The 24,939-nt window shown below is 33.1% G+C and carries 24 protein-coding genes; 10 read left to right on the forward strand and 14 right to left on the reverse strand.

Annotated features, from left to right (window positions below):
• Positions 1 to 283 precede the first annotated feature (283 nt).
• Positions 284 to 1,534, reverse strand: coding sequence for a type IX secretion system plug protein (locus DZ60_RS0115255; protein WP_025742909.1), 1,251 nt, complete (start codon positions 1,532 to 1,534; stop codon positions 284 to 286).
• 190 nt (positions 1,535 to 1,724) lie between these two features.
• On the opposite strand from DZ60_RS0115255, the gene DZ60_RS0115260 reads away from it, so the two are divergent.
• The 6 genes from DZ60_RS0115260 to nqrF are packed head-to-tail and all read left to right on the forward strand — an operon-like array spanning position 1,725 to position 7,877.
• Complete coding sequence (locus tag DZ60_RS0115260; protein ID WP_025742910.1) at positions 1,725 to 3,080, forward strand: Na(+)-translocating NADH-quinone reductase subunit A; 1,356 nt, start codon at positions 1,725 to 1,727, stop codon at positions 3,078 to 3,080.
• Between the two features lie 4 nt (positions 3,081 to 3,084).
• Positions 3,085 to 4,329, forward strand: a complete 1,245-nt coding sequence (locus DZ60_RS0115265) for an NADH:ubiquinone reductase (Na(+)-transporting) subunit B (protein ID WP_025742911.1) — start codon at positions 3,085 to 3,087, stop codon at positions 4,327 to 4,329.
• Between the two features lie 3 nt (positions 4,330 to 4,332).
• Positions 4,333 to 5,088: a Na(+)-translocating NADH-quinone reductase subunit C gene (locus DZ60_RS0115270; protein ID WP_025742912.1), complete on the forward strand. Its 756-nt coding sequence runs from the start codon at positions 4,333 to 4,335 to the stop codon at positions 5,086 to 5,088.
• Positions 5,089 to 5,091: 3 nt separating this feature from the next.
• Positions 5,092 to 5,787 (forward strand): NADH:ubiquinone reductase (Na(+)-transporting) subunit D, encoded by a 696-nt coding sequence (locus tag DZ60_RS0115275; RefSeq protein WP_051477666.1) that lies wholly within the window; start codon positions 5,092 to 5,094, stop codon positions 5,785 to 5,787.
• A 58-nt stretch (positions 5,788 to 5,845) separates the two neighbouring features.
• Positions 5,846 to 6,565 carry an NADH:ubiquinone reductase (Na(+)-transporting) subunit E gene (nqrE, locus tag DZ60_RS0115280; RefSeq protein ID WP_025742914.1) on the forward strand — a complete coding sequence of 240 codons (720 nt, stop codon included), beginning with the start codon at positions 5,846 to 5,848 and terminating at the stop codon, positions 6,563 to 6,565.
• A gap of 4 nt (positions 6,566 to 6,569) precedes the next feature.
• On the forward strand, positions 6,570 to 7,877 hold the full coding sequence (gene nqrF / locus DZ60_RS0115285; RefSeq protein ID WP_025742915.1) for an NADH:ubiquinone reductase (Na(+)-transporting) subunit F: 1,308 nt from the start codon (positions 6,570 to 6,572) through the stop codon (positions 7,875 to 7,877).
• Positions 7,878 to 8,110: 233 nt separating this feature from the next.
• Here nqrF and DZ60_RS0115290 read toward each other — a convergent pair whose 3' ends face one another.
• Positions 8,111 to 8,545, reverse strand: a complete 435-nt coding sequence (locus DZ60_RS0115290; protein WP_025742916.1) for a hypothetical protein — start codon at positions 8,543 to 8,545, stop codon at positions 8,111 to 8,113.
• A 183-nt stretch (positions 8,546 to 8,728) separates the two neighbouring features.
• Here DZ60_RS0115290 and DZ60_RS0115295 point away from each other — a divergent pair, with 183 nt between their 5' ends.
• Genes DZ60_RS0115295 through DZ60_RS0115305 form a run of 3 tightly spaced genes read left to right on the forward strand, consistent with a single transcriptional unit; the run spans position 8,729 to position 11,025 of the window.
• Positions 8,729 to 9,613, forward strand: coding sequence for a DUF4846 domain-containing protein (locus tag DZ60_RS0115295; protein ID WP_394332023.1), 885 nt, complete (start codon positions 8,729 to 8,731; stop codon positions 9,611 to 9,613).
• 8 nt (positions 9,614 to 9,621) lie between these two features.
• Positions 9,622 to 10,020 carry a Na(+)-translocating NADH-quinone reductase subunit F gene (locus DZ60_RS0115300; RefSeq protein WP_316929901.1) on the forward strand — a complete coding sequence of 133 codons (399 nt, stop codon included), beginning with the start codon at positions 9,622 to 9,624 and terminating at the stop codon, positions 10,018 to 10,020.
• 6 nt (positions 10,021 to 10,026) lie between these two features.
• On the forward strand, positions 10,027 to 11,025 hold the full coding sequence (locus tag DZ60_RS0115305) for an FAD:protein FMN transferase (RefSeq protein ID WP_025742919.1): 999 nt from the start codon (positions 10,027 to 10,029) through the stop codon (positions 11,023 to 11,025).
• 5 nt (positions 11,026 to 11,030) lie between these two features.
• Here the strand turns inward: DZ60_RS0115305 and DZ60_RS0115310 are convergent, their stop codons facing one another.
• The 6 genes from DZ60_RS0115310 to DZ60_RS0115335 form a co-directional block, all read right to left on the reverse strand.
• Complete coding sequence (locus DZ60_RS0115310) at positions 11,031 to 14,558, reverse strand: CHAT domain-containing protein (protein WP_025742920.1); 3,528 nt, start codon at positions 14,556 to 14,558, stop codon at positions 11,031 to 11,033.
• 112 nt (positions 14,559 to 14,670) lie between these two features.
• Positions 14,671 to 15,435 (reverse strand): class I SAM-dependent methyltransferase, encoded by a 765-nt coding sequence (locus DZ60_RS0115315; protein WP_025742921.1) that lies wholly within the window; start codon positions 15,433 to 15,435, stop codon positions 14,671 to 14,673.
• 97 nt (positions 15,436 to 15,532) lie between these two features.
• Positions 15,533 to 16,351: a type I methionyl aminopeptidase gene (gene map / locus DZ60_RS0115320; RefSeq protein WP_025742922.1), complete on the reverse strand. Its 819-nt coding sequence runs from the start codon at positions 16,349 to 16,351 to the stop codon at positions 15,533 to 15,535.
• Between the two features lie 67 nt (positions 16,352 to 16,418).
• A complete protein-coding gene (locus tag DZ60_RS0115325; RefSeq protein WP_025742923.1) occupies positions 16,419 to 17,003 on the reverse strand; it encodes a thioredoxin family protein in 585 nt (194 codons plus the stop codon).
• 107 nt (positions 17,004 to 17,110) lie between these two features.
• Complete coding sequence (gene gpmI / locus DZ60_RS0115330) at positions 17,111 to 18,631, reverse strand: 2,3-bisphosphoglycerate-independent phosphoglycerate mutase (RefSeq protein WP_025742924.1); 1,521 nt, start codon at positions 18,629 to 18,631, stop codon at positions 17,111 to 17,113.
• Complete coding sequence (locus tag DZ60_RS0115335) at positions 18,624 to 18,845, reverse strand: hypothetical protein (RefSeq protein WP_025742925.1); 222 nt, start codon at positions 18,843 to 18,845, stop codon at positions 18,624 to 18,626. The genes gpmI and DZ60_RS0115335 overlap by 8 nt, the downstream gene beginning before the upstream one ends.
• A gap of 316 nt (positions 18,846 to 19,161) precedes the next feature.
• On the opposite strand from DZ60_RS0115335, the gene DZ60_RS0115340 reads away from it, so the two are divergent.
• The gene (locus tag DZ60_RS0115340) at positions 19,162 to 19,542 is read left to right on the forward strand and encodes an ankyrin repeat domain-containing protein (RefSeq protein WP_025742926.1); all 381 of its coding nucleotides are present in this window, start codon (positions 19,162 to 19,164) and stop codon (positions 19,540 to 19,542) included.
• 177 nt (positions 19,543 to 19,719) lie between these two features.
• Here DZ60_RS0115340 and DZ60_RS0115345 read toward each other — a convergent pair whose 3' ends face one another.
• The 6 genes from DZ60_RS0115345 to DZ60_RS25775 all read right to left on the reverse strand — a co-directional run.
• The gene (locus DZ60_RS0115345; RefSeq protein WP_025742927.1) at positions 19,720 to 20,487 is read right to left on the reverse strand and encodes a M48 family metalloprotease; all 768 of its coding nucleotides are present in this window, start codon (positions 20,485 to 20,487) and stop codon (positions 19,720 to 19,722) included.
• Positions 20,488 to 20,724: 237 nt separating this feature from the next.
• A complete protein-coding gene (locus tag DZ60_RS0115350) occupies positions 20,725 to 21,246 on the reverse strand; it encodes a CAP domain-containing protein (protein ID WP_025742928.1) in 522 nt (173 codons plus the stop codon).
• Positions 21,247 to 21,322: 76 nt separating this feature from the next.
• Complete coding sequence (locus DZ60_RS0115355) at positions 21,323 to 22,054, reverse strand: M15 family metallopeptidase (protein WP_025742929.1); 732 nt, start codon at positions 22,052 to 22,054, stop codon at positions 21,323 to 21,325.
• A gap of 47 nt (positions 22,055 to 22,101) precedes the next feature.
• The gene (locus DZ60_RS0115360) at positions 22,102 to 22,650 is read right to left on the reverse strand and encodes a ClpP family protease (protein WP_025742930.1); all 549 of its coding nucleotides are present in this window, start codon (positions 22,648 to 22,650) and stop codon (positions 22,102 to 22,104) included.
• Between the two features lie 337 nt (positions 22,651 to 22,987).
• Entirely contained in the window at positions 22,988 to 23,599 is a 612-nt protein-coding gene (locus DZ60_RS0115365; RefSeq protein WP_025742931.1) for a matrixin family metalloprotease, read from the reverse strand.
• A gap of 1,205 nt (positions 23,600 to 24,804) precedes the next feature.
• On the reverse strand, positions 24,805 to 24,939 hold a 135-nt coding region (locus tag DZ60_RS25775; RefSeq protein ID WP_394332024.1), incomplete at its 5' end, for a T9SS type B sorting domain-containing protein.

Raw genomic sequence — 24,939 nt, forward strand, 5'->3', positions numbered from 1 at the left:
TTGTTAATAATAAAACTTTATAAAATGCCGGGTTTTTTGATAAGTTTCGGGGAAATATTTTATCAATATGCTCTATTTTGATTAAGCTTAAGTTGTGTTATATGTTTGATTTACTGTTGTTTTTGTTTATGAAATAACGTTTTTTTAAATAATTTTTTTGTCATTTTTTAAGATGTGTTTTTTTGTCAAACTTTATATAATTAATCAAGTAATTTATAAGTTATTAGCTGCTATAAAGTTATGAATGTTGTTTCTTTTTTATGTTCACGGGGAGTATGGGTATTTAATTGGTTATGTTTGATGTGTTTCCGACACCAATTCCTATAGCTCTGTCGTAGCGTCCGTTGGGATTTCTGTAATATGGGATTACAATGTACTCGTTTTCAGTTTCGTCAAAATTTCCGCTAATAAACCCAGGATCAATACTTCCGTCAGGTCGTAAAAGGATGAATTTGTAATTATAGAAACCTTGTTTAAACAACCTTTTATTTTCGAATATTTTCTTTTCCTTGTTATATTTTAATAAGGTAGTGTTGTCTAAGGTAAAGTTGTTGAAGTTTCCGTAAATATGTATTTCTCCTCCTTGTAAAGGTTCGTAACATTGAAGAGAAAAGTGCATCCAAACGTAGTCGGCTTCTACAGAGCTGTCATCTGCATTTAGATTTCGTACAACAAATTTTCCATTAATATCTGGATTATAGGTGTATTGTCGATTTGCTCTTGTAATATTGGTGTAGAGGTAGTTGTGGTATATTTCGTTTAATTCAATATACCTTGTAGAAACATTTGAGGCTCTGATGTCTTTACTGTCAAATGACAAATACTCGTTTTCTGCCCAGAAAGCAGCTTCTTGATCGTATTTATAAATAAGGCTATTGCCTAGTGTGAACTGCGGAATTAAATTGGTGATAGCATCTTCGAGATTGTTGTTTTTTATGACTAAAGTCTTGACTGTTCTTTTTGGGTTTCTTAAAATTTCGTTGGGAGAATTAATTTCAAACTGAATACATTGTTTGGTGTCAATAAATGCTAAGTTTCTTGATCTTTTGGTTGTGACTTGTACTGTGGTTACTGGTTCGTAAATGATGAATTTTTTGATAAAAACGACTTCATCATCATCATTGTATATCTCTATTATATAGTTGCCACTCACTTTTAGTTTTCTTGTATCTTCATTTGGAATACTGAGCCTATAGTGGCTGTACATCTGTAATGTATTAAAAGAGTTTTCGTAATCGGTAATTCTAATTTCGTCAAAACCTTCCATGAATTCATTTTTATATAATGAGGAGGGGGTCCAGTCAAAATTATAATGACTTATTCTGTAATAATAATCCGCTTCATCTCCATTAATGTCGTCAAATGTAAGTTCAAAAGACTCTCCTAATTTAATAATGGGAGTGCCTGCTAAATCTGCATTTGTAACGAATTGAATTGTCTTGATGTGCTCTGCAGTTACTTGAGTAAAAGTATTTTGAGTGTATAAGCAAAAAAAGAGCGCAAAAAATAGATGTTTTAAAGATTTCGTTAGCATTGTTGTAAGAGTTGATAGGTGTAAATATAAACAAAATGCATGCCTAACTGGATATGATAATTTTTTTAGTCTTTAGTTATTTATTTAGAAACATTATAAATAAAATCTTAACATAGAACCTGCTTTTACTTACGTGTTTTAATTATTAAATTTGCTCGATTTTTTTAGTTAATTAACATAGACTACAAATATGTCAAAAGACATTCGTATCAGAAAGGGTTTGGACATTAAACTTGTTGGCGAAGCAGAAAAGAACACTGTAGGAGCTACCAAAAGTAATGTTTACGCAATTAAGCCTGACGATTTCCATGGTGTAATCCCCAAAGTTATTGCTAAACAAGGGACAGAAGTAAAAGCCGGAGAACCAATTTTTCAATCTAAATCTAATGAAACAGTACTATTTCCTTCTCCTGTGAGTGGTGAAATAGTAGAGATAGTTCGTGGAGCGAAGAGAAAAATTTTGGCATTCAAAATTCTAGCAGATAAGGAACAGCAATATGCTGATTTTGGAATAAAAGATGTAAACGCAATGAACGGAGATGAGGTTAAGACTCATCTGTTATCTTCTGGATGTTGGCCATTTATTAAGCAACGTCCTTATGATGTTATTGCAAACCCAGAAGTGGCTCCAAAGGCTATCTTTGTATCAGGGTATACAACCGCTCCTCTTGCAGCAGATAGTGATTATGTGCTGTCAGGAAAAGAAAACGAACTACAAGCGGCTGTTACTGCTTTGAGTAAGTTAACGTCAGGAGAAGTGCATGTTTCTGTAGGTAAAAATGGAGATTCTCCTCTTAAAGGGCTAAATAATGTAACCTTACATACTGTTTCTGGACCACATCCTGCAGGAAATGTAAGTGTGCAAATTTCTAAAGTAGATCCTATTAATAAGGGAGAAGTCGTTTGGGTGGTAAATCCACAGGATTTATTAATAATAGGAGAATTATTACTTACAGGTAAGTTCAATGCAGAAAGAACTGTTGCTTTGGTAGGTTCTTGTGTTAAAAAACCAAGATATTATACGACCAAAATAGGAGCCGAGGTTTCAACTATTGTCTACGATTCAGGAGTTACTGATGAAAGTAATATTAGAATCATTAGTGGTGATGTTTTGACTGGTGAGAATGTAAAACCAGATGGATATTTGGGGTATTATCATAATACGCTAAGTGTTATTCCTGAAGGAAATGATTATGAGCTATTTGGATGGAATAAGCCTATTTTTAATAAAATTTCTCCATCAAGAGCTCTAACATTTTCATGGTTGTTTCCGAATAAGAAATATGACCTTAACACCAATACGAATGGAGAGCATAGAGCCTTTGTAGTAACTGGTAATTATGAAGGTGTTTTTCCTTTTGATATTTACCCATTGCAATTGCTTAAGGCATGTGCCGTAAACGATCTTGATGCAATGGAGCAATTAGGGATGTATGAGATTGCTCCCGAAGATTTTGCGTTAACCGAATTTATATGTGTTTCTAAACAACCACATCAGCAAATGATTAGAGAAGGTTTAGACTTAATGTTAAAAGAAATAGGATAGGGCTATGGGATTAAAAGATAAATTACATAAACTTAAGCTTAAGTACCAAGGTAAAAAAATGGCTCCGGCGTTTAATGCAATTCATACGTTTCTTTATTTACCTAATGAAACTACGCATTCTGGAGGACATATTAGAGGAGCAGATGATCTAAAGCGTACAATGAACACGGTGATTATGTCACTAATACCATGTCTGATTTTTGGAATGTTTAATGCAGGATATCAGCACTATTTAGCGTTAGGAGAAATAGAAGCAGTGTCAAATGGCTTTTTTAGCTCAGAATTTTGGTCATGGGATAATCTCGTGATTGGTCTTTGGCAAGTACTTCCGCTAGTTGTTGTGTCTTATGGAGTAGGATTAGCAGTAGAATTTGTTTTTGCTGTAATAAAAGGTCACGAAGTAGAAGAGGGATATTTGGTAACAGGGATGTTAGTGCCTTTGATTGTTCCTGTAGATACACCTTTATGGATGTTGGCAGTAGCCGTTATATTCGGTGTTGTTATAGGAAAAGAAGTTTTTGGTGGTACAGGAATGAATATTCTAAACCCAGCATTAACAATAAGAGCATTTTTATTCTTTGCATATCCAACATGGATGTCTGGAGATAAAGTTTGGGTTCATGGTGCTGTAGAAAGAGCTGGTGAGATTGCTAACGGAGCTAAATTAGATGCGATGTCAGGAGAAACCATTCTGGGAGGACTCGCACAAGGAAAGAATATTGTAGGTAGCCAAGATGCTACATACTCAATAGCTGATGCTTTCTTAGGATTTATTCCGGGGTCAGTAGGTGAAACTTCTGCCTTACTAATTTTGTTAGGAGGTTTGTTTCTTGTTTTTACAAAAATCGGAAGTTGGAGGATTATGTTAAGTGCCGTATTAGGGACTTTGATTATGGGACTAATTTTTAACGGAGTAACTAGTGCAGGATGGATCACAGAATCTAGTAAGTTTTATGGATTGATGAATCTAGAGTTTTGGAAGCATCTAATCGTTGGTGGTATAGCGTTCGGAATCGTCTTTATGGCAACAGATCCCGTAACCGCTTCGCAGACCAATAAAGGAAAATGGATATATGGATTCTTAATAGGGTTTATTTCTATATTGATTCGAGTATTTAACCCAGCATATCCCGAAGGAGTATTTTTGGCAATTTTGTTAATGAATGTGTTTGCTCCAACCATTGATCATTATGTGGTTCAAGGAAATATCAAGAAAAGAATGAAACGTTTAAAACTTAAAACGGCGTAGATCATGGCAATTAATACAGATAAAAATTCGTATACAATTATATTTGCCATAGCAATGGTAGTTGTGGTAGGTTCTCTATTGGCATTTACAGCCTCTTCATTAAAGGAAAGGATTTCTGAAAATAAAAGAACAGAGAAACAACAAAATATTTTATTTGCAATGGGTGTTGCGGATAAAGAAGATCCTAATGAATTTGTTCCTGCAGAACAAGCAGAAGAATTATTCAAAAAGTATGTTGGAGATAAGCAATTTATTGTTACCGGAAGTTCAGCAAAGAAAACAGGTGATGCCTTTGATATAGAGGTTAAGAAAGAAAATGATAAGGTAAAAGCAGATGCTAATTATCAAAGAAAGATGCCTTTGTTTATTGGAGAAAAAGATGGAGAAGAATATTATATAGTGCCCGTAAGAGGAAATGGACTTTGGGATGCTATTTGGGGGTATGTATCGTTAGATAAAGAATTCAAAACCGTAAAAGGAGCATTCTTTGATCATAAGGGAGAAACTCCAGGTTTAGGAGCCAATATAAAAGAAGCATATTTTAGAGATGATTTCATAGGGGAGCATATTGTTGATGCTGCTGGAAATTATAAAGGAATTACAGTAAAGAAAGGTAATGCCGATCCTAAAAATGTAAGAAAAGATGATAATGCTGTTGATGCAATGGCTGGGGCGACAATTACTGGTGACGGAGTTACTGTAATGGTCAAAAAAGGAATGAAGATGTATCAAGCTTATTTTGAAACTTTAAAAAAATAACAAATGGCTGAAGTAACAACAGAAGAAAAAGTTAAAGTAAAAGAGCCTAAAGAGCCTTTGTTTTCTAAGAAAAACAGAAAACTATTATCTGATCCGTTGGCTGATAATAACCCAATAACCATTCAGGTACTAGGAATTTGTTCTGCATTAGCAATTACTGCCCAATTGAAACCTTCAATTGTTATGGCAATTTCGGTAATCTTTGTACTAGGAATTGGTAACGTAGTGATTTCTTTAATGAGAAATATTATTCCTTCAAAAATTAGAATTATCGTACAGTTAGTAGTTGTTGCTGCTTTGGTAATTGTAGTTGATCAAGTGTTGAAAGCCTTTGCATATACCTTGAGTAAAGAACTTTCTGTATTTATAGGATTGATTATTACCAATTGTATTATCATGGGACGATTTGAAGCATTCGCATTAGGAAATGGTCCATGGAAATCATTTTTAGACGGAATAGGAAACGCTGCAGGATACGGAGTATTACTAATTATTGTAGCATTTTTTAGAGAGTTATTAGGTTCAGGTACACTATTTGGAATCAAAGTTTTAGGAGATCCAATAGAAAAAACCGGCTTATACGCTCTAGGATATGAAAACAATGGATTTATGGTACTTGCACCGATGGCGTTGATTACTGTTGGTGTTATCATTTGGATCCAGAGAAGTAAAAACAAGGCATTAATAGAAGATCATTAGATAGATTCACAGTTATAATAGAGCTTTTTGTAGTTCATTAAAACTAAAAAGGAATAAAATGGAATATTTAGAATTATTTTTAAAATCAATCTTCATCGATAATATGGTATTCGCGTTCTTTTTGGGAATGTGTTCATACTTAGCCGTATCCAAAAAAGTTTCTACAGCTGTAGGGTTAGGAGCTGCGGTGATATTTGTACTCGCAATAACAGTACCTTTAAATTTTTTATTGGATAAATATATTTTAAGAGATGGAGCTTTAACTTGGTTAGGTGAAGAGTATAAGGATTATGACTTGAGTTTTCTAACCTTTATTTTGTTTATTGCTACCATTGCAACCATGGTACAATTAGTAGAAATAGTAGTAGAGAAATTCTCTCCCTCATTATATAATTCATTAGGTATATTTTTACCATTAATAGCAGTGAATTGTGCCATTTTGGGAGGCTCTTTATTTATGCAACAAAAAGAATTTTCTAATATTTCTCAAGCTGCAGTTTATGGAATTGGATCAGGAATAGGATGGTTTCTAGCAATATTGGCAATAGCTGCTATACGCGAGAAGATTAGATATTCTAATGTTCCGGCACCTTTAAGAGGATTAGGAATTACATTCATTCTGACAGGATTAATGGCAATAGGTTTTATGAGTTTTGGTGGAATGCTAACAGGTGGTGAAGAGGAAGAGAAAAAAGAGTCAGGAGCTGCTCAGATAGAACAACAGGAGGAAACTGAAAAAGAAATAGCCCAAAATACTAACACTACAATACTTAAGTAATATGATATTTTTAGAAGCATCTACCGGAGGGACAATAGCTTTAACGATAATTTTGTTTATGGCGTTAGTTCTTGTTTTGGTAGGAATTTTATTATTCGCCAAAGATAAATTACTGCCTTCTGGACCAGTAAAAATTAAAATTAATGGTGAAAAGGAAATCGAAGTAGCATCTGGTGGTACGTTGCTATCAACATTAGGAGCACAAAAAATATTTTTGCCTTCTGCTTGCGGAGGAGGAGGAACTTGTATTCAATGTGAGTGTCATGTATTAGAAGGAGGAGGAGAAGCATTACCTACAGAGACGCCTCATTTCTCTCGTAAAGAGTTAAAGCATGGAGCACGTCTTGCTTGTCAAGTTAAGGTGAAACAAGATATGAACATTCAGATTCCCGAAGAAGTATTCGGAATCAAAAAATGGGAAGCAGAAGTAGTGCGTAACTATAATGTGGCTTCTTTTATTAAAGAATTTGTAGTTCGTATTCCTGAGGATATGGGATATAAAGCTGGAGGATATATTCAAATTGAGATTCCTTCTTGTGAGATAAAGTATTCTGATATTGATATTACAGCGCATCCAGAAGAGCACGAAACTCCTGATAAGTTCAAACAAGAATGGGATAAATTTGGATTATGGCCATTAGTGATGAAGAATACAGAAACAGTAGAGCGTGCATATTCTATGGCTTCTTATCCTGCAGAAGGTAGAGAAATAATGCTTAATGTACGTATTGCAACACCACCATGGGATAGATCTAAAAACGGATGGATGGATGTAAATCCAGGTGTGGCATCTTCTTATATTTTTGCCCAAAAGCCAGGTGATAAGGTTACAATCTCAGGTCCTTACGGAGAATTCTTTATTAATGAATCGGATTCAGAAATGTTGTATGTAGGAGGAGGAGCAGGAATGGCACCAATGCGTTCGCATTTATATCATCTATTCAAAACATTAGAAACAGGACGTAAAGTGACATATTGGTATGGTGGACGTTCAAAAAGAGAATTATTCTATCTAGATCACTTCTATGATTTAGAAAAGAAGTTTTCAAATTTTAAATTCTACTTAGCACTTTCTGAACCATTAGAAGAAGATAACTGGAAAGTAAAAGAAAATCTTGATGCCGAAGGAGATGGTTTTGTAGGGTTTGTGCATAATTGTGTTATTGATAATTACCTGAGCAAACATGAATCGCCAGAAGATATAGAATTGTATTTCTGTGGACCGCCATTAATGAATAAGGCAGTTCAGAAAATGGGAGAAGATTTTGGAATCCCAGATGAGCATATACGATTTGATGATTTTGGAGGATAATTCTTATGCTAAAATGATTAAATAAGGTATTAAAACTGTGTAGCAGTTTCTCAAAATAATAAAAACCGATACAACAATTTGTGTATCGGTTTTTTGTGTTTACTATATTTATTCATTCTGAAAATGATACTTATTATACCAGTTATGTTTTGAATTTACTACAAAAGAAAAATGGTGTTTTGTTATGGTAAATTTAAAGTATAAATGGTACTAGAATTAAACTATTGAATGATCTACGGATCACGTCTATTACTATATAGATAGATGTCTTTTTTAATTGTTGTAAAGTAATTATTATTTTTTCTTTTTGCTAACTTAGAAAAGTCATGACAAAAGTGAGTCCACTCATTTTGAGTACCCGTTTTGTTGTGAACAATTTTTAGTGGCACGTCCTGAACTCTTTTTTTAGGTACTATAAAACGATTTTTTATTGATAAAATATGAGCATTTTTATTGTTTTTAGTTGAGTTCATATTTATTCTACTATCTGTAGTGAAATACCCTGTACTTGCATCCTCTAATCGCTTAAGGTTTGAAATTCGATTTGAGAAATTTGAACTGTTAACTGATTTTTTATTTTTTTTAACCTTAGGTAAATACATCTTTTTATAAGAATAAAAGATGGGGAACTTTGAAAGTGTTTCAAAAAGAAAAATTGATTTTTTCATTGTTTTTGTTTTAAAATATTATTACTTAATTATGATTTATCTTAAAGACTATTCATTAAATCTTTGTGTTTACTAAGTTTTTGTTAAATATTTTTTATTTTACGCCTGTCTTTAAAAAAAAGAGCGTTTTTTCTGATTAAAACAGAAAACAAAATTTTGAGTGTTAACGTGTTATAAGAGTAAATGGGATTGAAGAAATATATATTGATATTGTTGGGTTTGTTACTTGTTGTTTTATGTGTTCAACAAACAACCAAAGGAAAAATAGTAGCCAATCATGTAAAAGGTGCAATTGTTAATGCAGTGGTGACACCTAATTATATAAATAAAGGTGGTGATTCTATATCGACAAGAGTGATAGTTCCAGAGGGATATACTAGGGTCAACTATGATAGCGGATCGTTTCAGTCATATTTGCGGCACTATAGAGTTAAACCATATGGTAGCCAAATTATTAATTACGATGATACTGAATATTTTGCTCAGAATTGGCACGATGCCATTTTAGAAGTACCAGTGCCTTCTAACGGATTACAACAATGTGCAGATGCATTAATGAGGATCAGATCCGAATACTTATGGGATAAGAACAGAAAGGATGAGATAGGATTTAACTTTACATCTGGGCATTATTGCTCATGGGCAATGTATGCAAAGGGCTTTCGCCCTAAGATAAAAGGTAATAAAGTAAGTTTTCATAAAACGGCATCACCCAACAATTCGAAATCTAATTTTTATAAATACCTTAATCTAATCTATATGTATGCAGGAACACTTTCTATGTACACAGAACTTCCTAAAATAAAAATAGAAAAAATTACTATTGGTGATATGTTGGTGAAACCTGGTTCTCCGGGCCATATAGAGATTGTTGTAGATGAGATTGTTAATGAGAATGGCGATAAATTATTCTTATTAGCTCAAGGAAATACACCAGCTCAGAGTGTATGCTTGCTTAAGAATCATGAAGAAATCGGAATATCCCCATGGTACAGATTTAATAAAAATGACCCCGTCTACACGCCAAGTTACTATTTTGATGAAGCCTTGTTTATACGGTTTAAATAATTTGTAATTTGATTGTATCTTTGACGGCTATGACAAGGATACTTACTAATCAGGAACTACATAATCTTGCCATGAATATTGTTGGCGAAGAACTGGAAAAAAAAGGGTTCGAATTTATAGCAATCAATAGTACATTGGGAAAACACCCACAATTTGTATGTATTGATAGTTCTAATCAACGGTATTTTGTATTGGTAAAAGCCGTTTCTTATCCAGATAACCCGCATAATTATGATATGATTTGGATGGAATCATTTAAAAAGCATGCTGTAGAACAAGAAGCTAAGGTGTTCTATGCAGGAGTAGGACTGCAAAATTCTGAAAATCCAAATAAGCCGGTGTTTTATAATGAAGAATATGTTCTTGAATATGCAGGTTTACAATTGATAGAAACACATCTTAATTAAGAGAGTATGTTCAAAAAAAGTGCAATAATAATAGGTGTAATACTGATGCTTTTTTCCTGTAAAAGGAAAGAGGAGCCGTATCATAATTATGCTAGAGGGGATGCATTTGGTACGAATTTTTCTGTCCAGTTTATTGCCAAACAAGAAGTTGATTTTTCTAAAGCCTATGATAGTATGATTGCTGTTATAAATAAATCAATGTCAACATACATAAAAGATTCTGATATCTCAAAAATTAATGCAGGGGATACTACAATTACTGTTGATTCTCATTTTAGAAATGTATTTAATGCATCTAAAGTATTATATAAAGAAACACAAGGTGTTTTTGATCCCACTATTGGTGTTTTAGTAAATGCATGGGATTTTGGTCCAGAAGGAGCAGAAACGTCTTTGGATAGTCTTAAAATAGATAGTTTGCTGCAAACAGTGGGGTTGAATTCTGTGTTTTTATTTAAGAATAAAATAATAAAGAAAGATCCAAGAGTGTACTTAGATTTTAATGCTTTGGCAAAAGGATATGCGGTAGATGTTTTTTCATCATTTATAGAAGAGAAAGGGTTTGCTAATTATCTTGTAGAAATAGGAGGAGAAATTAGAGGCAAGGGAAGTAATATTAGTACACAAAAACCATGGCGAATAGGTATAGAGGACCCTAATTTTGATGACACCCAGTCCTACAGTAAAGTGATAGAGTTACATAATGAGGCTATGGCGACATCAGGAAGTTATCGCAAGTATAAAATTGATAAAAACGGCAATCGATACGCTCATATTATTGATGCCAAAACAGGATATCCACATAAGTCAAATTTGTTAAGTGTTTCTGTATTAGCAAACACTTGTATGCAAGCAGATGCTTATGCTACAGCATTAATGTCTATGGGATTAGAAGAGGCGAAAGCATTTCTTAATACACATCAAAACCTTAAGGTGTTTTTTATTTATGAAAACGATCATAAGGAGTTAAAAACATTGGCGGTTAATGGTTTTCCTGAAGGTTAAAAAAACTATGATGTTTTTCGTTTGTACCAGAATATAAAGAATCCAAGTGTCAAAAAGGCAATCACTCCTAAGATCCAATACAAGCGATAGTTGTTATCAAAATGAATAGATGTCGAATCTCCCACTAAATAAAACCCTCCCCAATAAAAAGGAGCTGTTCTATTGATGTCTGCATTACCAAGGTAGTTAAGCTTTGCTTGTTGTAAAGCTTTACTTTTGTCCATTCCTTTTTTAAGATTTGCATAGAAATACTTCATTATTTGAGGAGTGGTTTGATCAGATATTTCCCAACGACTTAATACTAAACTTTTTGTCCCAGCGTACTGAAACGCATTGCCTAAACTCATAATGCCTTCTCCTTTTGCAATTTTTCCTGATCCTGTATTGCAAGCACTAAGCACTGTTAGTTCTGCAGGAATATGTAATGCAAAAAGTTCGTGGCTATACAAATAATTATCCTCAGAATTATTGTTTGTAGAATCGGTGCTTTGGGTGAATAGAAGTTTCGAGTTTTCGGGACGTTCATTATCGACTTCTCCATGCAGTGCTAGGTGTAAAATAGCATAGCGATTAGCATTTTTCTTAAAATTACTCTCTTTTGCTTCAGATCCATAGTAGTATTTGCCATCAATAATTTCAGATATAGCTTTAATCTCTTTTCTAGTGCCAGGCAAATCATAAGAAGCATCTCTTAAAGTTGCAAGACTTATTTGATTACTACTGAATGCAGAAGTATCAGAAAATGAAAAAGCAAGACATTCTTTTTCTTCTCTAGAAAATGGTTTTTTTTGTGCTGACCCAAACAAAATATGGGCAGAATTTATATAGCTGATCGCATACTTTTTTAACATATATGATAATTGCCTTGGGTCATTTGTGGGGTTGCTCTGGGTGAGCAATAGTTCAAAGTTAAGATGCCAGAGTGGTCCATCAGGAATAATAATCAATTGATCTCCTACTATATGATCTTTGATTGGAGTAATTAATTGTTCATAGAGTTGGTGAGAAATTCGTTTGAAATTTTTAATATTTTTAGAAGTAATTGATTGCCTTTGTGCTGCTATAGCTTTTTGAAGCTCAGGTGTTGCTACTGTAGTTGTGGTTATATTGTTTTTAGAAATGGCAAAAATATGGGTATTGCTATTGTCAAAAAAGAATGCTATTACAGTGGTGTATGGGGGTATTTTGTTTTGAATATCAGCAATAGATATAGTAGTGTTTTGGTATTTTAATTGATAATACTTAGGATAATTTTCTTCAATGATTTGGATTAGAGAGTCTTGTGTAGTGCCGATCTGAAATAACTTGTTTTCGTAGTTTTGTATTTTCTCAGAGTTTTGATCTTTGCTATTTCTTTCTGTTAGTATTTCTGAAGTAAAAAAAGCATAATCATTTTTCAATTGAGATTCTTTATCTATAATGTCGTTTGGTAGCCCCGAAAAGCTCTGTGCATTAGATTCGGCAAGTATCGTTTTTAGTGTATTGGCCTTGCTTCTTTCGGTATAATAAAAAGCACGTTCTTTGGCTGTTTGCTTTTGGTTAATTCGATGGTCTAATAATTCGGTGGTTATGGCTCCGGCATATAGATCTTTGGTTTGTTTGGCAAAACTGACTTTATCCTTATAGTTATCATACCTTTTTCTAATCTGCTGTATTAGCGTGTCTGCTGTTTTATATGTTTTACTACTGGCTATTAAATCCTTTTTTTGTTTACCAGATAAGAATTTTTCTCGCAGTATTAGGGCTTTTTTCTGTAGACTCTGCAAAAGAATATTGTGATCTAAATACTGATTAGAATCAAAGGTATTTGATGAGTTTTTATTTGGTTTGATGTTGGCAATGATTGCTTTTTCTATATAGGATAATGCAGTTGTATAGTTATTGATGTTATAATATAAATCCGCAATTTGATTATATGATTTTGCAGTTCTAGGATGGTGCTTACCATCGGTCTGTAGTCTTATGACAATGCTTTTTTCGAGATACTCCAGAGCTTTTGTATAATCCTCTTTATCAGAGTATACTTTGGCAATAGAGTTAAGGATGTCAGAGACGTAATAGTGATTTTTTCCAAATAAATGTATTTGTATAACTAAACCTTTTTCATAATACTCAATAGATTTAGTATAGTTTTTTTTTAGTCTATATAAATCAGCAAGATCGTGGTAAGATGCGGATAAATCGTGACGCCTATTATTAGTTAATCTGATTTTTAGTGCTTTCTTATAGTAAACCAAGGCTTGATTATATTTTTCCTGGGTTTTGTATGTGTTAGCAATATTATTATAAGTTCTAGCCACTGCACCATGTTCTTCTCCTAAAGCGCTAATATAATTTTGTAGTGCTTTTTTATAATAAGAAATAGCTTTGTTAGGTTCCCCCTTGAGGTAATGTGCTAAACCTATGTTGTTATAATCAGAGCCAAGATAAGGATGTGTTTTGGGATAAACCTCTAACATAATATTCATGCTTTTTTGGTAGTAAATCAATGCTTGATCATATCTACCCTTTTTAAACCAAGTATATCCCAAATAAATATAAACGTCAGCAATATTAGAGTGATTAACCCCAAGTTTTTTGGATAAAATAGAAAGTGTTTTTTTATAGTATATTAGCGCTTTTTCTGTTTGTCTTTTAAAGAGGTGTATGTAGGCTTTCCCTTGATAACAGCGAGAAGTATTAGGATGCTGACTTCCGTATATATTGCTTAGTATTGTTAAGGCATTGTCATAATATTCTTTAGCTACCTCAAATTGATCCTGATATGTTTTTACGTCGCCGATGTGAGAATAAGAAAAAGCAACTTCGGCACTTTTTTTTCCAAAAATTTTCTTCCGTATGTTTAATGCCTTTTTATGATATTCTATGGATAAGTCGTATTTACCTAAGTGCCAGTAGGTAATTCCTATGTCAGTATAGCTGTCGGCAACTTTTTTGTGAGATTTTCCAAAAGTTGCGACTCTTACTTTGAGACTTTTATTATAATTTTCTAATGCATCGTTATAATCCGCATTAAAATGATGAATAGTGCCAATATTGTGGTAACAATCTGCGGTGCGATAATCGTTTTTGCCAAAATTTTCTAGTTGTATAGTAAGTGCTTTTTTGTAATAGTTATTGGCATCTTTAAACTTATCTAGTGATTTAAGAATATGCCCCAGCGTATTATAAGAGAATGCAATTTCTGGATGATTTGGCGGATAGGTTTTTGATCGTATCGCCATCAATTCTTCTGCATTACATAAAGCCTGGGCAAAATCAAAATTTTCTCGTTGGATCTCTATTATTTTCTCATAAGACTGGATGATATTATTTTGATCTTTGTCTTTTTTAAATCCGATTAAGGCTTTTTCAAAATATACTAGAGCACTATCTAATTTTTTATTTATTAAAAAAGTATCGGCAATGAGCACTTGCTCAGCAGCTTTGTCAAGATTAAATTCTTTGGTTTGCGAATAAAGCGCAATAGCGCTACTAAGATACACGTATAGACAAAATACAATTTTGGTAAACGAAAGCTTAGTATTTCCCATTGATAAATAAATTTAAAGAATTGATAACAAAGATCTTAAAAATATTAAATAAGGCTTCATGTGTTGTGATTTAATATGTTATAAATATTAATATCAAGTAATTTAAAAATCACTATTTATAACAAACAGGAAGAATTTCATCTTGTGCTAGGCAGTATTTTGTGACTTTTTCTTTGGGTAAGGTGTTGGTGTAATCAACTTCATTAACTCTAAAACCGATGGATCGTAGTTTTTCAAAATAATCCCTGCCATATACACGTACATGATCATATTGACCGAATATTGCTGCACGCTCCTTGGGATCAGTAATACTATCGTCTTCAAAAGTAGTTTCTCTCTCTAATTCTTGCGGAATTTGTAAAATAGCCATCCCATTTGGTTTTAGTACTCTATAGAGCTCTTGCATGGCTTTGGTATCATCGGGAATATGTTCTAAAACGTGGTTGCAAAAAATAATATCATACGTGTTGTCTTCAAAAGGAAGGTTGCAAATATCAGCTTTTATATCAGCCAAAGGAGAGTTAAGGTCAGTTGTTGTATAGTCTAGATGTGGTAATTTTCTAAACCTCTTGTAAAAAGCCTGCTCGGGGGCAAAATGCAACACTTTAGAAGGCTTTGTAAAAAAATCAGTCTCATTTTTTAAGTATAACCAAAGTAATCTATGACGCTCTAGTGAGAGGGTAGAAGGAGAGAGTACATTGTCTCTTTGTGTGCCATAACCATAAGGTAAAAACTTAGAAAAACTTTTGCCATCAATTGGGTCAGTATAGGTGTTGCCTTTTAAAAATAAACTTATAATTGGGCGTGCCAAATAACTCAGCCGTATCAGAAGAGGTCTTGGTATGGTATTTAGTATAAGCTTAAAAAGTTTTTTCATTTGTTATACCCTGAGGACGAGTAGATAGTACGAAGCTAAATACAGTCTTGTTTGTTCTAATGTAACTGTGAGTGATTTTTTGTATTAATCAAAGATGTTATATTGTCAATAATTCTTGTCTAAAAGCATCCTCTTCATCAGATTCTATACCAAGTGCTTGATAAATATATTTGAAGGTAGAAAGGATTTCAGGTTTTCCATCTACCAAGGCCACATCATGCTCAAAGTGAGCACTAGGTTTGCCATCTGCAGTAACAATAGTCCAGCCGTCTTTTAATTGTTTAATTCTATGTGTTCCCATATTAATCATGGGTTCTATGGCAACTACCATACCTTCTAAGAATTTTTTTCCTTTTCCTCTACGTCCGTAATTTGGCATCTCAGGGTCTTCATGTAGTTTTTTGCCAACACCATGACCAACAAGTTCTCTTACAACACCATATCCTTCGTCTTCAGTATACTTTTGTATCGCATAGCCTACATCACCAACCCGATTACCTAATGAGAATGCCTCAATTCCTTTGTATAGAGATTCTTTTGTGACTTTTAGTAATTTTTCTACCTCTGGTGTTACGTCACCGATTGTAAATGTATATGCATGATCACCATAATACTCATTTTTTATAGCTCCACAATCTATAGCTACAATGTCCCCTTCTTCTAATGGCTTATCTGTTGGTAAGCCATGTACAACCGCTTCGTTAACACTGGTGAGAAGGGTAGAGGGACAGCCGTAAAGACCTAAGAAACCAGGGATTGCTCCTTGATCTCTAATGAACTCTTCTGCTATTTTGTCTAATTGTGCAGTAGTAACTCCCGGTTTTAATTCAGAAGCTAACATGCCTAAGGTTTTAGAGACAATCAATGCGCTTTCTCGCATTAGCTCTATTTCTTCACGTGTTTTGGTAATAATCATATAGGATTGTAAAAATTACATATAAAAATGGTTGGCAAATTTACAAAGAATATTAGGATTCAATCCATTAATTTTCATAGGAATGCTTGTACGATTGTTCAGACACAATTGTTAACATATCTTTTTCGAGCGTTTCTCTGGCAAACTCTACATAGCGGCCCATCTCTTTTCCATCTTTATAAAATATAAAAGTTGGTACCATTAAGATATTGAGACCTTCTTCGAATTTATCCGGAGTATCTTTTTCGCGAGAAACAGTAACTAACTCGAGTTTTTTGTAATCAAAATTAGTGGCATCCAAAATTTTATATAATGTAGGGATTTCCCGTTGGCTATCTTCGCACCAGGTTCCTATAAAAGCCTTTATAGTTATGTTTTTGAGATAGGGGATTAATTTTTTTACGCTTGTTGTGTCGATGGTATAGGCCTCATAGTTGGTGTCAAACCAAGTATTGTATGGGCTTTTCTTAAGTGCCTGTCGGTCTTGTTTTCCTAATAAAATTTCAGGTTCAATTTCTTCAGAATCAGGAGGTGATTCTACCGTTTCTTTGGCATTTGAATCAGCTTTTTCTTTGGCTGAGTGCGGAGTTGTTGATTCATTTTTGCAACATAGTAGTAGTCCCAAAAATGTAATGAATAGTACTTTTTTCATGAATATTAGAAATTGTCGTAAGCATACTAATATACTATAAACAGAAAAAGTAAGCACAATGTTTTAGGTACAGTTTAACATATCCAAAACATTGTGCTATTAGAGCTTTACTTTACTAGCAATGATTCTTGGGTCATGGCAGCAGGTTTTTCTATTCCCATAAGATCTAAAATGGTAGGTGCAATATCACCCAATACCCCATCTTTTAATTTAATTTGGTCTTTGTCTATCAAAATAAAAGGGACAGGATTTGTGGTGTGAGCAGTATGCGGAGATCCATCCGGATTAATCATTGTCTCACAATTGCCATGATCAGCTATCAATAGGATCGAGTAGTCTTTTTCTAAAGCTGTTTCAATGACATCTTTGGTGCAAATATCAACTGCCTCACAGGCTTTTATAGCTGCTTCCATAACTCCCGTATGGCCTACCATATCACCATTAGCAAAATTAAGACAAACAAAATCAACTTCTCCTTTTTGCAATTCTGGTACAAGAGCATCTCTCAATTCATATACGCTCATTTCTGGCTTTAAATCATAGGTGGCTACTTTGGGAGAGTTACGCAAAATTCTGGACTCTCCTTTAAAAGGTTCTTCTTGTCCTCCAGAAAAGAAAAAAGTAACATGTGGATATTTTTCTGTTTCTGCAATTCTGATTTGTGTCTTCCCCGCTTTTGAGATTACTTCTCCTAGAGTCTCAGTAATATTATCTTTGTTATAAATAACCTTGATTCCTTTGAAATTCTCATCATAATTGGTGAGCGTAACATAGTACAAAGGAAGTTTTTTTGTTTGATATTCAGGCATATCATTTTGAGAAAGCATTTCGGTTAATTCTCTACCACGATCCGTTCTGAAATTAAAAAATATAACAACATCATCTTCTTTGATAGTTGTCAGAGGTACACCATTTTCCTGAACAATGATAGGTTTTATAAACTCATCGGTTACATTATTATCATAATTTGCCTGAATTGATTCGAGTACATTTGTAGTGGTTTCTCCTTCACCTTTTACGACCAGGTCATAAGCGAGCTTAACACGTTCCCATCTTTTGTCTCGATCCATCGCATAATATCTACCTATAACAGAGGCGATTTTACCCGTGGTTTTTGCCATATGATTTTGAACAGTTTCAAGGTGTCCTTTTCCTGATTTTGGATCAACATCACGTCCGTCGGTAAACGCATGTAAAAATACGTCTGTAAGTCCGTAGGCATTCGCAGCGTCTAATAATCCTTTGATGTGATTTATATGAGAATGAACGCCCCCATTACTTACAAGTCCTAGTAAATGAACATTTTTGTTGTTTTCTTTAGCGTATTGAAAAGCATCTATTAGAACTGTTTCTTTTTTCAGTGTGTCATTTTCTATAGCCATATTGATTTTAGCCAAATCTTGGTATACAATTCTTCCGGCACCAAGATTCATATGGCCAACTTCACTGTTTCCCATTTGTCCTTCTGGCAGTCCAACATGAAGCCCATCAGTGCGTAAAGAAGCATTTGGATATTTTGTATATAAACTATCAATAAATGGAGTTTCGGCATTATCAATTGCCGATACGTTTGGATCTGGTGACGTTCCCCATCCGTCAAGAATCATTAAGATTGCTTTTTTATTCATTTCTTTTTATGGTTTGATGATTTTGATTAGTGATAATGTGGTTTTTAATACCAAAAACTAATGCAAGATTCAAAAGTACAACTTCATTAAGAAGAACCCAAAAATCTTGAAATATCCACATTCGGTTGTCTCGTTTTTTTTGATTTCCTATCGCTTTATTTGTATGGAATTGATAAGTAGAGGTTTGCATAACCTCTAAAATTGAAAGATTCATAATACTTTGTGGGTTTTTGTTGGGATAACATAAATAACTAGAGGTTCTTTACGTTTAGGTTAATTTTGGGTTAATAAGGTTAGATATTCCCCTTTTTTTTGGTTGATACTAAAAATACTCACTCTTAGCTAATGATAGCAGGATGGGCGAGAGGCTGACTGCGATATTCAGAAAAATTTAATGTAATTGTTTAGAAAACAAACATTTGTTAGGGTTAAAATTATGTTATTTTCATTTTTAAGTGTAACAAATAGACAGGATGGAGTGTCTTATAAGTAATCAATAAGTTATCACTTAATAAAAAATGTACAACATCATGAAAAAAACAATTTTAACTGTAATGACGATTATGTTTATCTCATCAGTAAGCCTTGCTAAAGAGGCTAATTCGACCACAACCAGTTATGATTACGAACTTGTTACCTTTAAAGCAAATCCACTATGTATGGCAATTGTAAAAGGAGATTTAGAAGCTGTAAAAAAAATGATCGAATTCGGAAACGATGTAAATGAAGTGTCTGAAGGAATGACACCACTTATGTATGCCGCAAGATATAATCGTCTTGAGATTATCAAGGTTCTTGTAGAAAAAGGAGCGAAAATAAAGACCAAAAACCGAAAAGGGTACAATGCTATTAAATTTGCAGAAATATCAAATGCCAAAGAAGCCGTGGCACTATTGAAAGAGCTGTCTTAATCGATTACCAAGGTTAAATTTTAAAAAAATAAAAACTTCACTCTGGAGCAACGTCTCTAAAGTGAAGTTTTTTTTGATTATACGAATGAGAAATCGGATTTTCATTCATTATTTGTGTATACAGTGTCCTAGTAAAAAGTCACATAATTAATTTTCTGATAACTAAAAACGAGTGTATTACTTAGTTCTGTATTCTTGTATGGCTTCTCTTATTTTTTCTTTACGGTTTTCGGGATCAGGATGCGTGCTCTGAAACTCAGGTGTTCTATTGGGACCGGCTGCGTTTTTAAGAATTTCCATAACACCTATCATTTCTTCTGGGTTATAGCCCGAATTGATCATGAATAACACACCTAGTTTATCACTTTCTAATTCATCATCACGACCATTACCAAGCAATATATTTTGTCCAATACCATTTACTATACCTCCTGCATCTGCACCAACCGACGCCCCTGTCGAAATTGTTTTCCAAAAATCATGTTCTGCGATTCTTTCTGCAGAATGCCTTCCCAGGACATGCCCAATTTCGTGACCCAATACACCTGCTACCTGATCTTCATTCTCTAATTTAGATAATAGAGCATAGGTTATAAATATTTGTCCTCCAGGAAGTGCGAAAGCATTAATTGTATTTGGATCTGCTAATAAATGAAATTCATATTTATATGGAGTTTGCTTTGCCATACTTGAATTTACCAGTTTATTACCGATCATATCAATATAGCTTTGTAATTTTTGATCTGGGTAAAGTCCACCATGTTGCTGAGCCATTTCGGGAGCACTTTGAAGTCCAATTGCGATTTCTTGATCGCTGGTCATATTAATATTTTGAACTCTGTCTGTATATGGGTTCAAAGTCTTGTTATTACATTTTTTAATAAAAGCAAACGCAACGATTGCCAATCCTATTAAAATTCTAATTTTTAAGCCTCCGCGTCTCATGATAAATCAAGTTTTATATCAGCATTAAAGTTAGTAAAATAAATAGGATTAAAAACTAAATAAAATATTAGATCAGGATACCTAAATTAGGAAATAGAAATACTAAAATTTGCAAATCGAAATTCATAAGTACTTATATAGGTAACACACTCTAGTATGATTTACATTATAGGAGCGTTACTATTGCTTTTACGGTATTCGAATTTATTGCTGGGGCCTATTGCTTGGTGAGCGAAGTTATCTGAAAAATAATTGAGTGTAGTAATATCGGTTGTTTTCATCCTGAATCACAGCAATACCTGTATGTGTATAAGTACCTTCAATATTTTTTCTATGGCCTTCACTAGCGATCCATGCGTTCACTACACTTTCGGCATCTGGATAAGAACTCGCTACGTTTTCGGCTGTTGCCCTTGCACCTTCTTGCTCATTGAGAGCATCTGCTCTCAAAGAAAAATCATCATGACTTATTTTTCCTTGGGATATCATATATTGTGTATGGTCAGCAGCTAATTGATTCGCAGTTGAATTCATTGTCAAAGAGGATAGGTTTTTACTTTGACGGTATTCGTTTATAAGTTGTAGAATCTCTTCTACAATCGTAGTATCACTTTCGCTAACTATGGTTTCTTCATCAATTTCTTCCTGTTCTAGTGTTTCGTCTTCTAAGATATCATCCTTTTGGTCATCAGAACAGGATATGGCAAGAGTTAGAGAAAGAATAGATAGTATATACAGAAAATAAGATAATTTTTTCATTTTTGGGGCTTTTGTATCAATATAACTCCAATAATCCTATTTTTAGTATGTTTTATCTGATAAATTCAAGAAGTTTTTACAATAATTCTGGATTTATATCCAAAATATTACAGCTTACATACTTATTTATAAAATCATCAGTAAAATAGTCACTCCCCATGAGTTTTGTGAACTTTAATTCTTTATCTATCTGTAGCTTTCGGTAAGCTTTGAGCATAGGAATGGATAATGGAGCATAAGAGTAATGCCAGGGCTCATACTTAAAGCCTTTTCTTCCGGGTTTATTAGTGTAAACAAGATAAAACCCAAACGAATTAGCGTATTCATCTAACCATTGTTTGAATCTATAATATGGACCACCCATTTCAAAATGCTTTGCTAATAGAGGGTCTCTTTGTTTTGGGGCACTACCATCAATAATATCGATGTCAGTACCCCAATGGTGTCTAGATGTCCCAGGTATTGTGGAGTATTCTATTATTTTATTTATGGACTTGGAAGGAGATAAACCAGCAGAAGTATAGCGGGTATATTTACGTTCCCAAATTTGATGTTGTCGATCGTAGTTTCTATAGCTAGAAACAACCTTTATTTTGAAACCTCTTTTTTCGGCTTCTGCTTTCATTTTAGAAAAAGCCAAAAAAGCCTTTTTTCGCAACTTATATCCTTCACCCAGAAGTTTTGGATTGCTTTTGCCCATCAAATCTTCTTTAGAAAATTGTGATTGTGGCATTGCCAATGAAGACAACGGCAAAGACAAACCAATCATTGTCAATGCGCTAATATTCAAAAAATCTAGTCTTTCCATAAGCTTAGGTGTTTTAGTGGCTTATTTCTACGAATTTCTGAAATAATTTATTCTAGAATTCCGTCTACTATGCCATATTCTAAAGATTCTTGTGCATCCATCCAGTAATCTCGATTAAAGTCTTTTAGAACCTTTTCTATATCTTGCCCGCAATTATCACCAAGGATTTGTGCACTTAATTCTTTGGTTTTGAGTATTTCGGCAGCTTGAATTTCTATGTTTGAAGCTTGTCCTCTTGCGCCACCACTTGGCTGGTGAATCATAACTTTGGCATGTGGTTGAATAAAACGTCTGCCTTTTTTACCAACACTAAGTAAAATAGAACCCATAGAAGCCGCTAATCCTGTACAAATAGTTGAGACCGGACTTTTTAGACTTTTTATAGTATCGTACATCGCAAATCCCGAAGTTACATATCCGCCAGGGCTATTAATATATAATTTTATCTCCTCATCATTGATCATATCCAGATACATAAGGCGATCGATTACGTGCTTTGCAGATTTATCATCTACTTGCCCCCATAAAAACACGCTGCGTTCTTCTAAAAATTTTTTATCAATCAGATCTTGTATTTTTCCTGATTTTTCCTTCATCTTTATAATTTTAGTTCTTTTATGATGTAAATAGTAAAAGCTAATGAAAGGTATTAAAAAAACATATGAATACTATGTTTTTTGTACTTCTTTATAGCTATGAGATAAATGTATAATTATTTTCGGAGAAATGCCATTGGGCGCGCATAATTTATTTAAGGATTAATTATACGATTATTTTTATGCTTTTTTATGGTTGGGGGGATGATCCATAAAAAAGCTGATAATGAATGTTGGATATGGCAATACTTCTACGTAATGGCAATTTTAGATAGAACTACTACCATTTTGTTTGTATTGCTCTATTTTTATGATAGTAAGAATATTACTTTCTTTCTTACTGTTCTTTAGTTTTGTGAATGTGATTTTTCATTTTTAATACTTGTGTATCAGAAAAAAATGTTCTCTTATGTGGATTGATTTGGCTCATAATATTTCCTTCTTCTGCAGTATGAAACAGACCAAGAGCATGACCAATCTCATGAGGAGCAGTAGTCTCGTATAAGAATTCATCAGTAATTAGTGCTCGTTTATCATTACCTATTCCGGCAAGAGCAATAGTATTAGCTCTTTTTATTATATATACATTTACTCTATCTTTTTTGTATGAATCTTGAGTTTCTTTTAGAAAAGTACTGGTTTCGGCATCTCTATTATCACGTAAATCATAAAGTTCATCATTTGTAATAGTTCTGATTTGACCTAGTTCAAGCCCAATGTCATATCGATGAAAAAAACCACCATTTAAATTATCTACAAAATCATTTTCATTAAGATGATACATTGATTTGTTATTATTTCCAGAAGGTAGGACATAAATAATATCAATCTTAATAGTTGTTTCTGGGTTATCGACAAATATAGGTTCAATATTTAGAGGTACATAATCATCTTCAATAGCACATGAGGTGCACAAAAACAAGAGCGTAATTATTTGGATAAGTTTCATGGTTTTTCAGGTATCTAAATGTTGGAATAAGTTTATTGAATTTGGTAGGTAACAAGAATTAATTCTTATCAAATGATACTATACTGTGCTTTATGCAAATGGTGCAAGAAAAATAAACTGGGATTCTAATGTTAATAGTAGTTAGAAAATCTATCTTATTAATTTAGAAAAGTTTATAACATGTACAGATAAGTATTCAACATATACATATATGAATAACTACGTGTAATTTGGTGTTATTACTGAGGTTCTGAAATTGTTAATGGAAGCGTACAGTGTACGAGAATTTTTAAATAATTTTTTCCATTTTGAAGAAAGAGTAATTCGTTCGAAAAACAAAGTTACTTTTGAAAGTTGTAGTCTAAAATTTCCTTTCATGATAATTGGTTATTAATTTATCGTTATTCAATACTCCATTACTATTGTTGACTCGCCAGAATTTTACAATCGTAAGGTTTTTAGGTTTTATACATACTGTTTTTATGCATACATAAAACAAATAATTCTATTATAAAGAATTAGTTTAAACTCTTGAATTTTTATGTGCAATAAGTATAACATAAAAATTAAGCTAAAGAACGTTTTGAAAAAATGAAAATCATGTAAAATATTATATTTCAGATGTTTAATTTTTTCCCTTATTACAATTTAGGTATAAAAAGCTACGGTTGTATATAGGAGTAACTCATAATAATTACGGTCTTACCGTAATTATTAATTGATAATTTTCATGAAATTTGGAAATTGATTTTGTCTTAGAAAGAAAAGATTTTCAATACATAAATAATTGATTATGAGTGTTTTGTGTGTTTGTGATGTTTATTCTGAATGTGTGAAATTGTTTATATTTACGTGATAATAAGTAAACAAATGTTAATTTATTTATGTCTTTTAATCGGTTTTTTTTGTTTTTCATAGTTTTGAAAAACGTCAGATTTCCAAAACATATGATTATGTTTTTGTGTTTTTATTGAAGTTTTTTATAGTTAAAGTACCTTGTGGTTAGTGTTTTAATTCTTGGGGAGGAAGTTTTATACAAAAAATACAAAATGAATTTATGTAAGTTTTGTATTACAATTAATAATAATGTGTTAAGATTTTGAAGCCCGTATAAAACCTTCAAAATAAAAATCATTAAGTTTAGTAAGAAATAAGATGTAAAGTATAGGAACTGTACTATCGAATATATTTTTGTAGTTTAATTATTACCTATTAACATATAAGTATCCAGCTCTGTCTTTTCGATCTTTTATTTTAAGGACATAATAATAGGTTCCTACAGGTAGTTCTTCTCCTTTGGCTACAGTTGCTCTCCCTTCAGAAATTCCTGCCCAAGAGTT

It is taken from the genome of Aquimarina pacifica, from assembly GCF_000520955.1.
Classification (GTDB): Bacteria; Bacteroidota; Bacteroidia; order Flavobacteriales; family Flavobacteriaceae; genus Aquimarina; species Aquimarina pacifica.

Coding starts and splice junctions, on each gene's coding strand:
- DZ60_RS0115270 (WP_025742912.1), top strand. CDS start 4,333: ATGGCAATTAATACAGATAAAAATTCGTATACAATTATATTTGCCATA.
- DZ60_RS0115360 (WP_025742930.1), bottom strand. CDS start 22,650: ATGAAGGAAAAATCAGGAAAAATACAAGATCTGATTGATAAAAAATTT.
- DZ60_RS0115335 (WP_025742925.1), bottom strand. CDS start 18,845: ATGAATCTTTCAATTTTAGAGGTTATGCAAACCTCTACTTATCAATTC.
- DZ60_RS0115260 (WP_025742910.1), top strand. CDS start 1,725: ATGTCAAAAGACATTCGTATCAGAAAGGGTTTGGACATTAAACTTGTT.
- DZ60_RS0115315 (WP_025742921.1), bottom strand. CDS start 15,435: ATGAAAAAACTTTTTAAGCTTATACTAAATACCATACCAAGACCTCTT.
- DZ60_RS0115340 (WP_025742926.1), top strand. CDS start 19,162: ATGAAAAAAACAATTTTAACTGTAATGACGATTATGTTTATCTCATCA.
- DZ60_RS0115325 (WP_025742923.1), bottom strand. CDS start 17,003: ATGAAAAAAGTACTATTCATTACATTTTTGGGACTACTACTATGTTGC.
- DZ60_RS0115305 (WP_025742919.1), top strand. CDS start 10,027: ATGTTCAAAAAAAGTGCAATAATAATAGGTGTAATACTGATGCTTTTT.
- map (WP_025742922.1), bottom strand. CDS start 16,351: ATGATTATTACCAAAACACGTGAAGAAATAGAGCTAATGCGAGAAAGC.
- DZ60_RS0115350 (WP_025742928.1), bottom strand. CDS start 21,246: ATGAAAAAATTATCTTATTTTCTGTATATACTATCTATTCTTTCTCTA.
- DZ60_RS0115295 (WP_394332023.1), top strand. CDS start 8,729: ATGGGATTGAAGAAATATATATTGATATTGTTGGGTTTGTTACTTGTT.
- DZ60_RS0115255 (WP_025742909.1), bottom strand. CDS start 1,534: ATGCTAACGAAATCTTTAAAACATCTATTTTTTGCGCTCTTTTTTTGC.
- DZ60_RS0115365 (WP_025742931.1), bottom strand. CDS start 23,599: ATGAAACTTATCCAAATAATTACGCTCTTGTTTTTGTGCACCTCATGT.
- nqrE (WP_025742914.1), top strand. CDS start 5,846: ATGGAATATTTAGAATTATTTTTAAAATCAATCTTCATCGATAATATG.
- DZ60_RS0115265 (WP_025742911.1), top strand. CDS start 3,085: ATGGGATTAAAAGATAAATTACATAAACTTAAGCTTAAGTACCAAGGT.
- DZ60_RS0115290 (WP_025742916.1), bottom strand. CDS start 8,545: ATGAAAAAATCAATTTTTCTTTTTGAAACACTTTCAAAGTTCCCCATC.
- DZ60_RS0115275 (WP_051477666.1), top strand. CDS start 5,092: ATGGCTGAAGTAACAACAGAAGAAAAAGTTAAAGTAAAAGAGCCTAAA.
- DZ60_RS0115310 (WP_025742920.1), bottom strand. CDS start 14,558: ATGGGAAATACTAAGCTTTCGTTTACCAAAATTGTATTTTGTCTATAC.
- DZ60_RS0115355 (WP_025742929.1), bottom strand. CDS start 22,054: ATGGAAAGACTAGATTTTTTGAATATTAGCGCATTGACAATGATTGGT.
- gpmI (WP_025742924.1), bottom strand. CDS start 18,631: ATGAATAAAAAAGCAATCTTAATGATTCTTGACGGATGGGGAACGTCA.
- DZ60_RS0115345 (WP_025742927.1), bottom strand. CDS start 20,487: ATGAGACGCGGAGGCTTAAAAATTAGAATTTTAATAGGATTGGCAATC.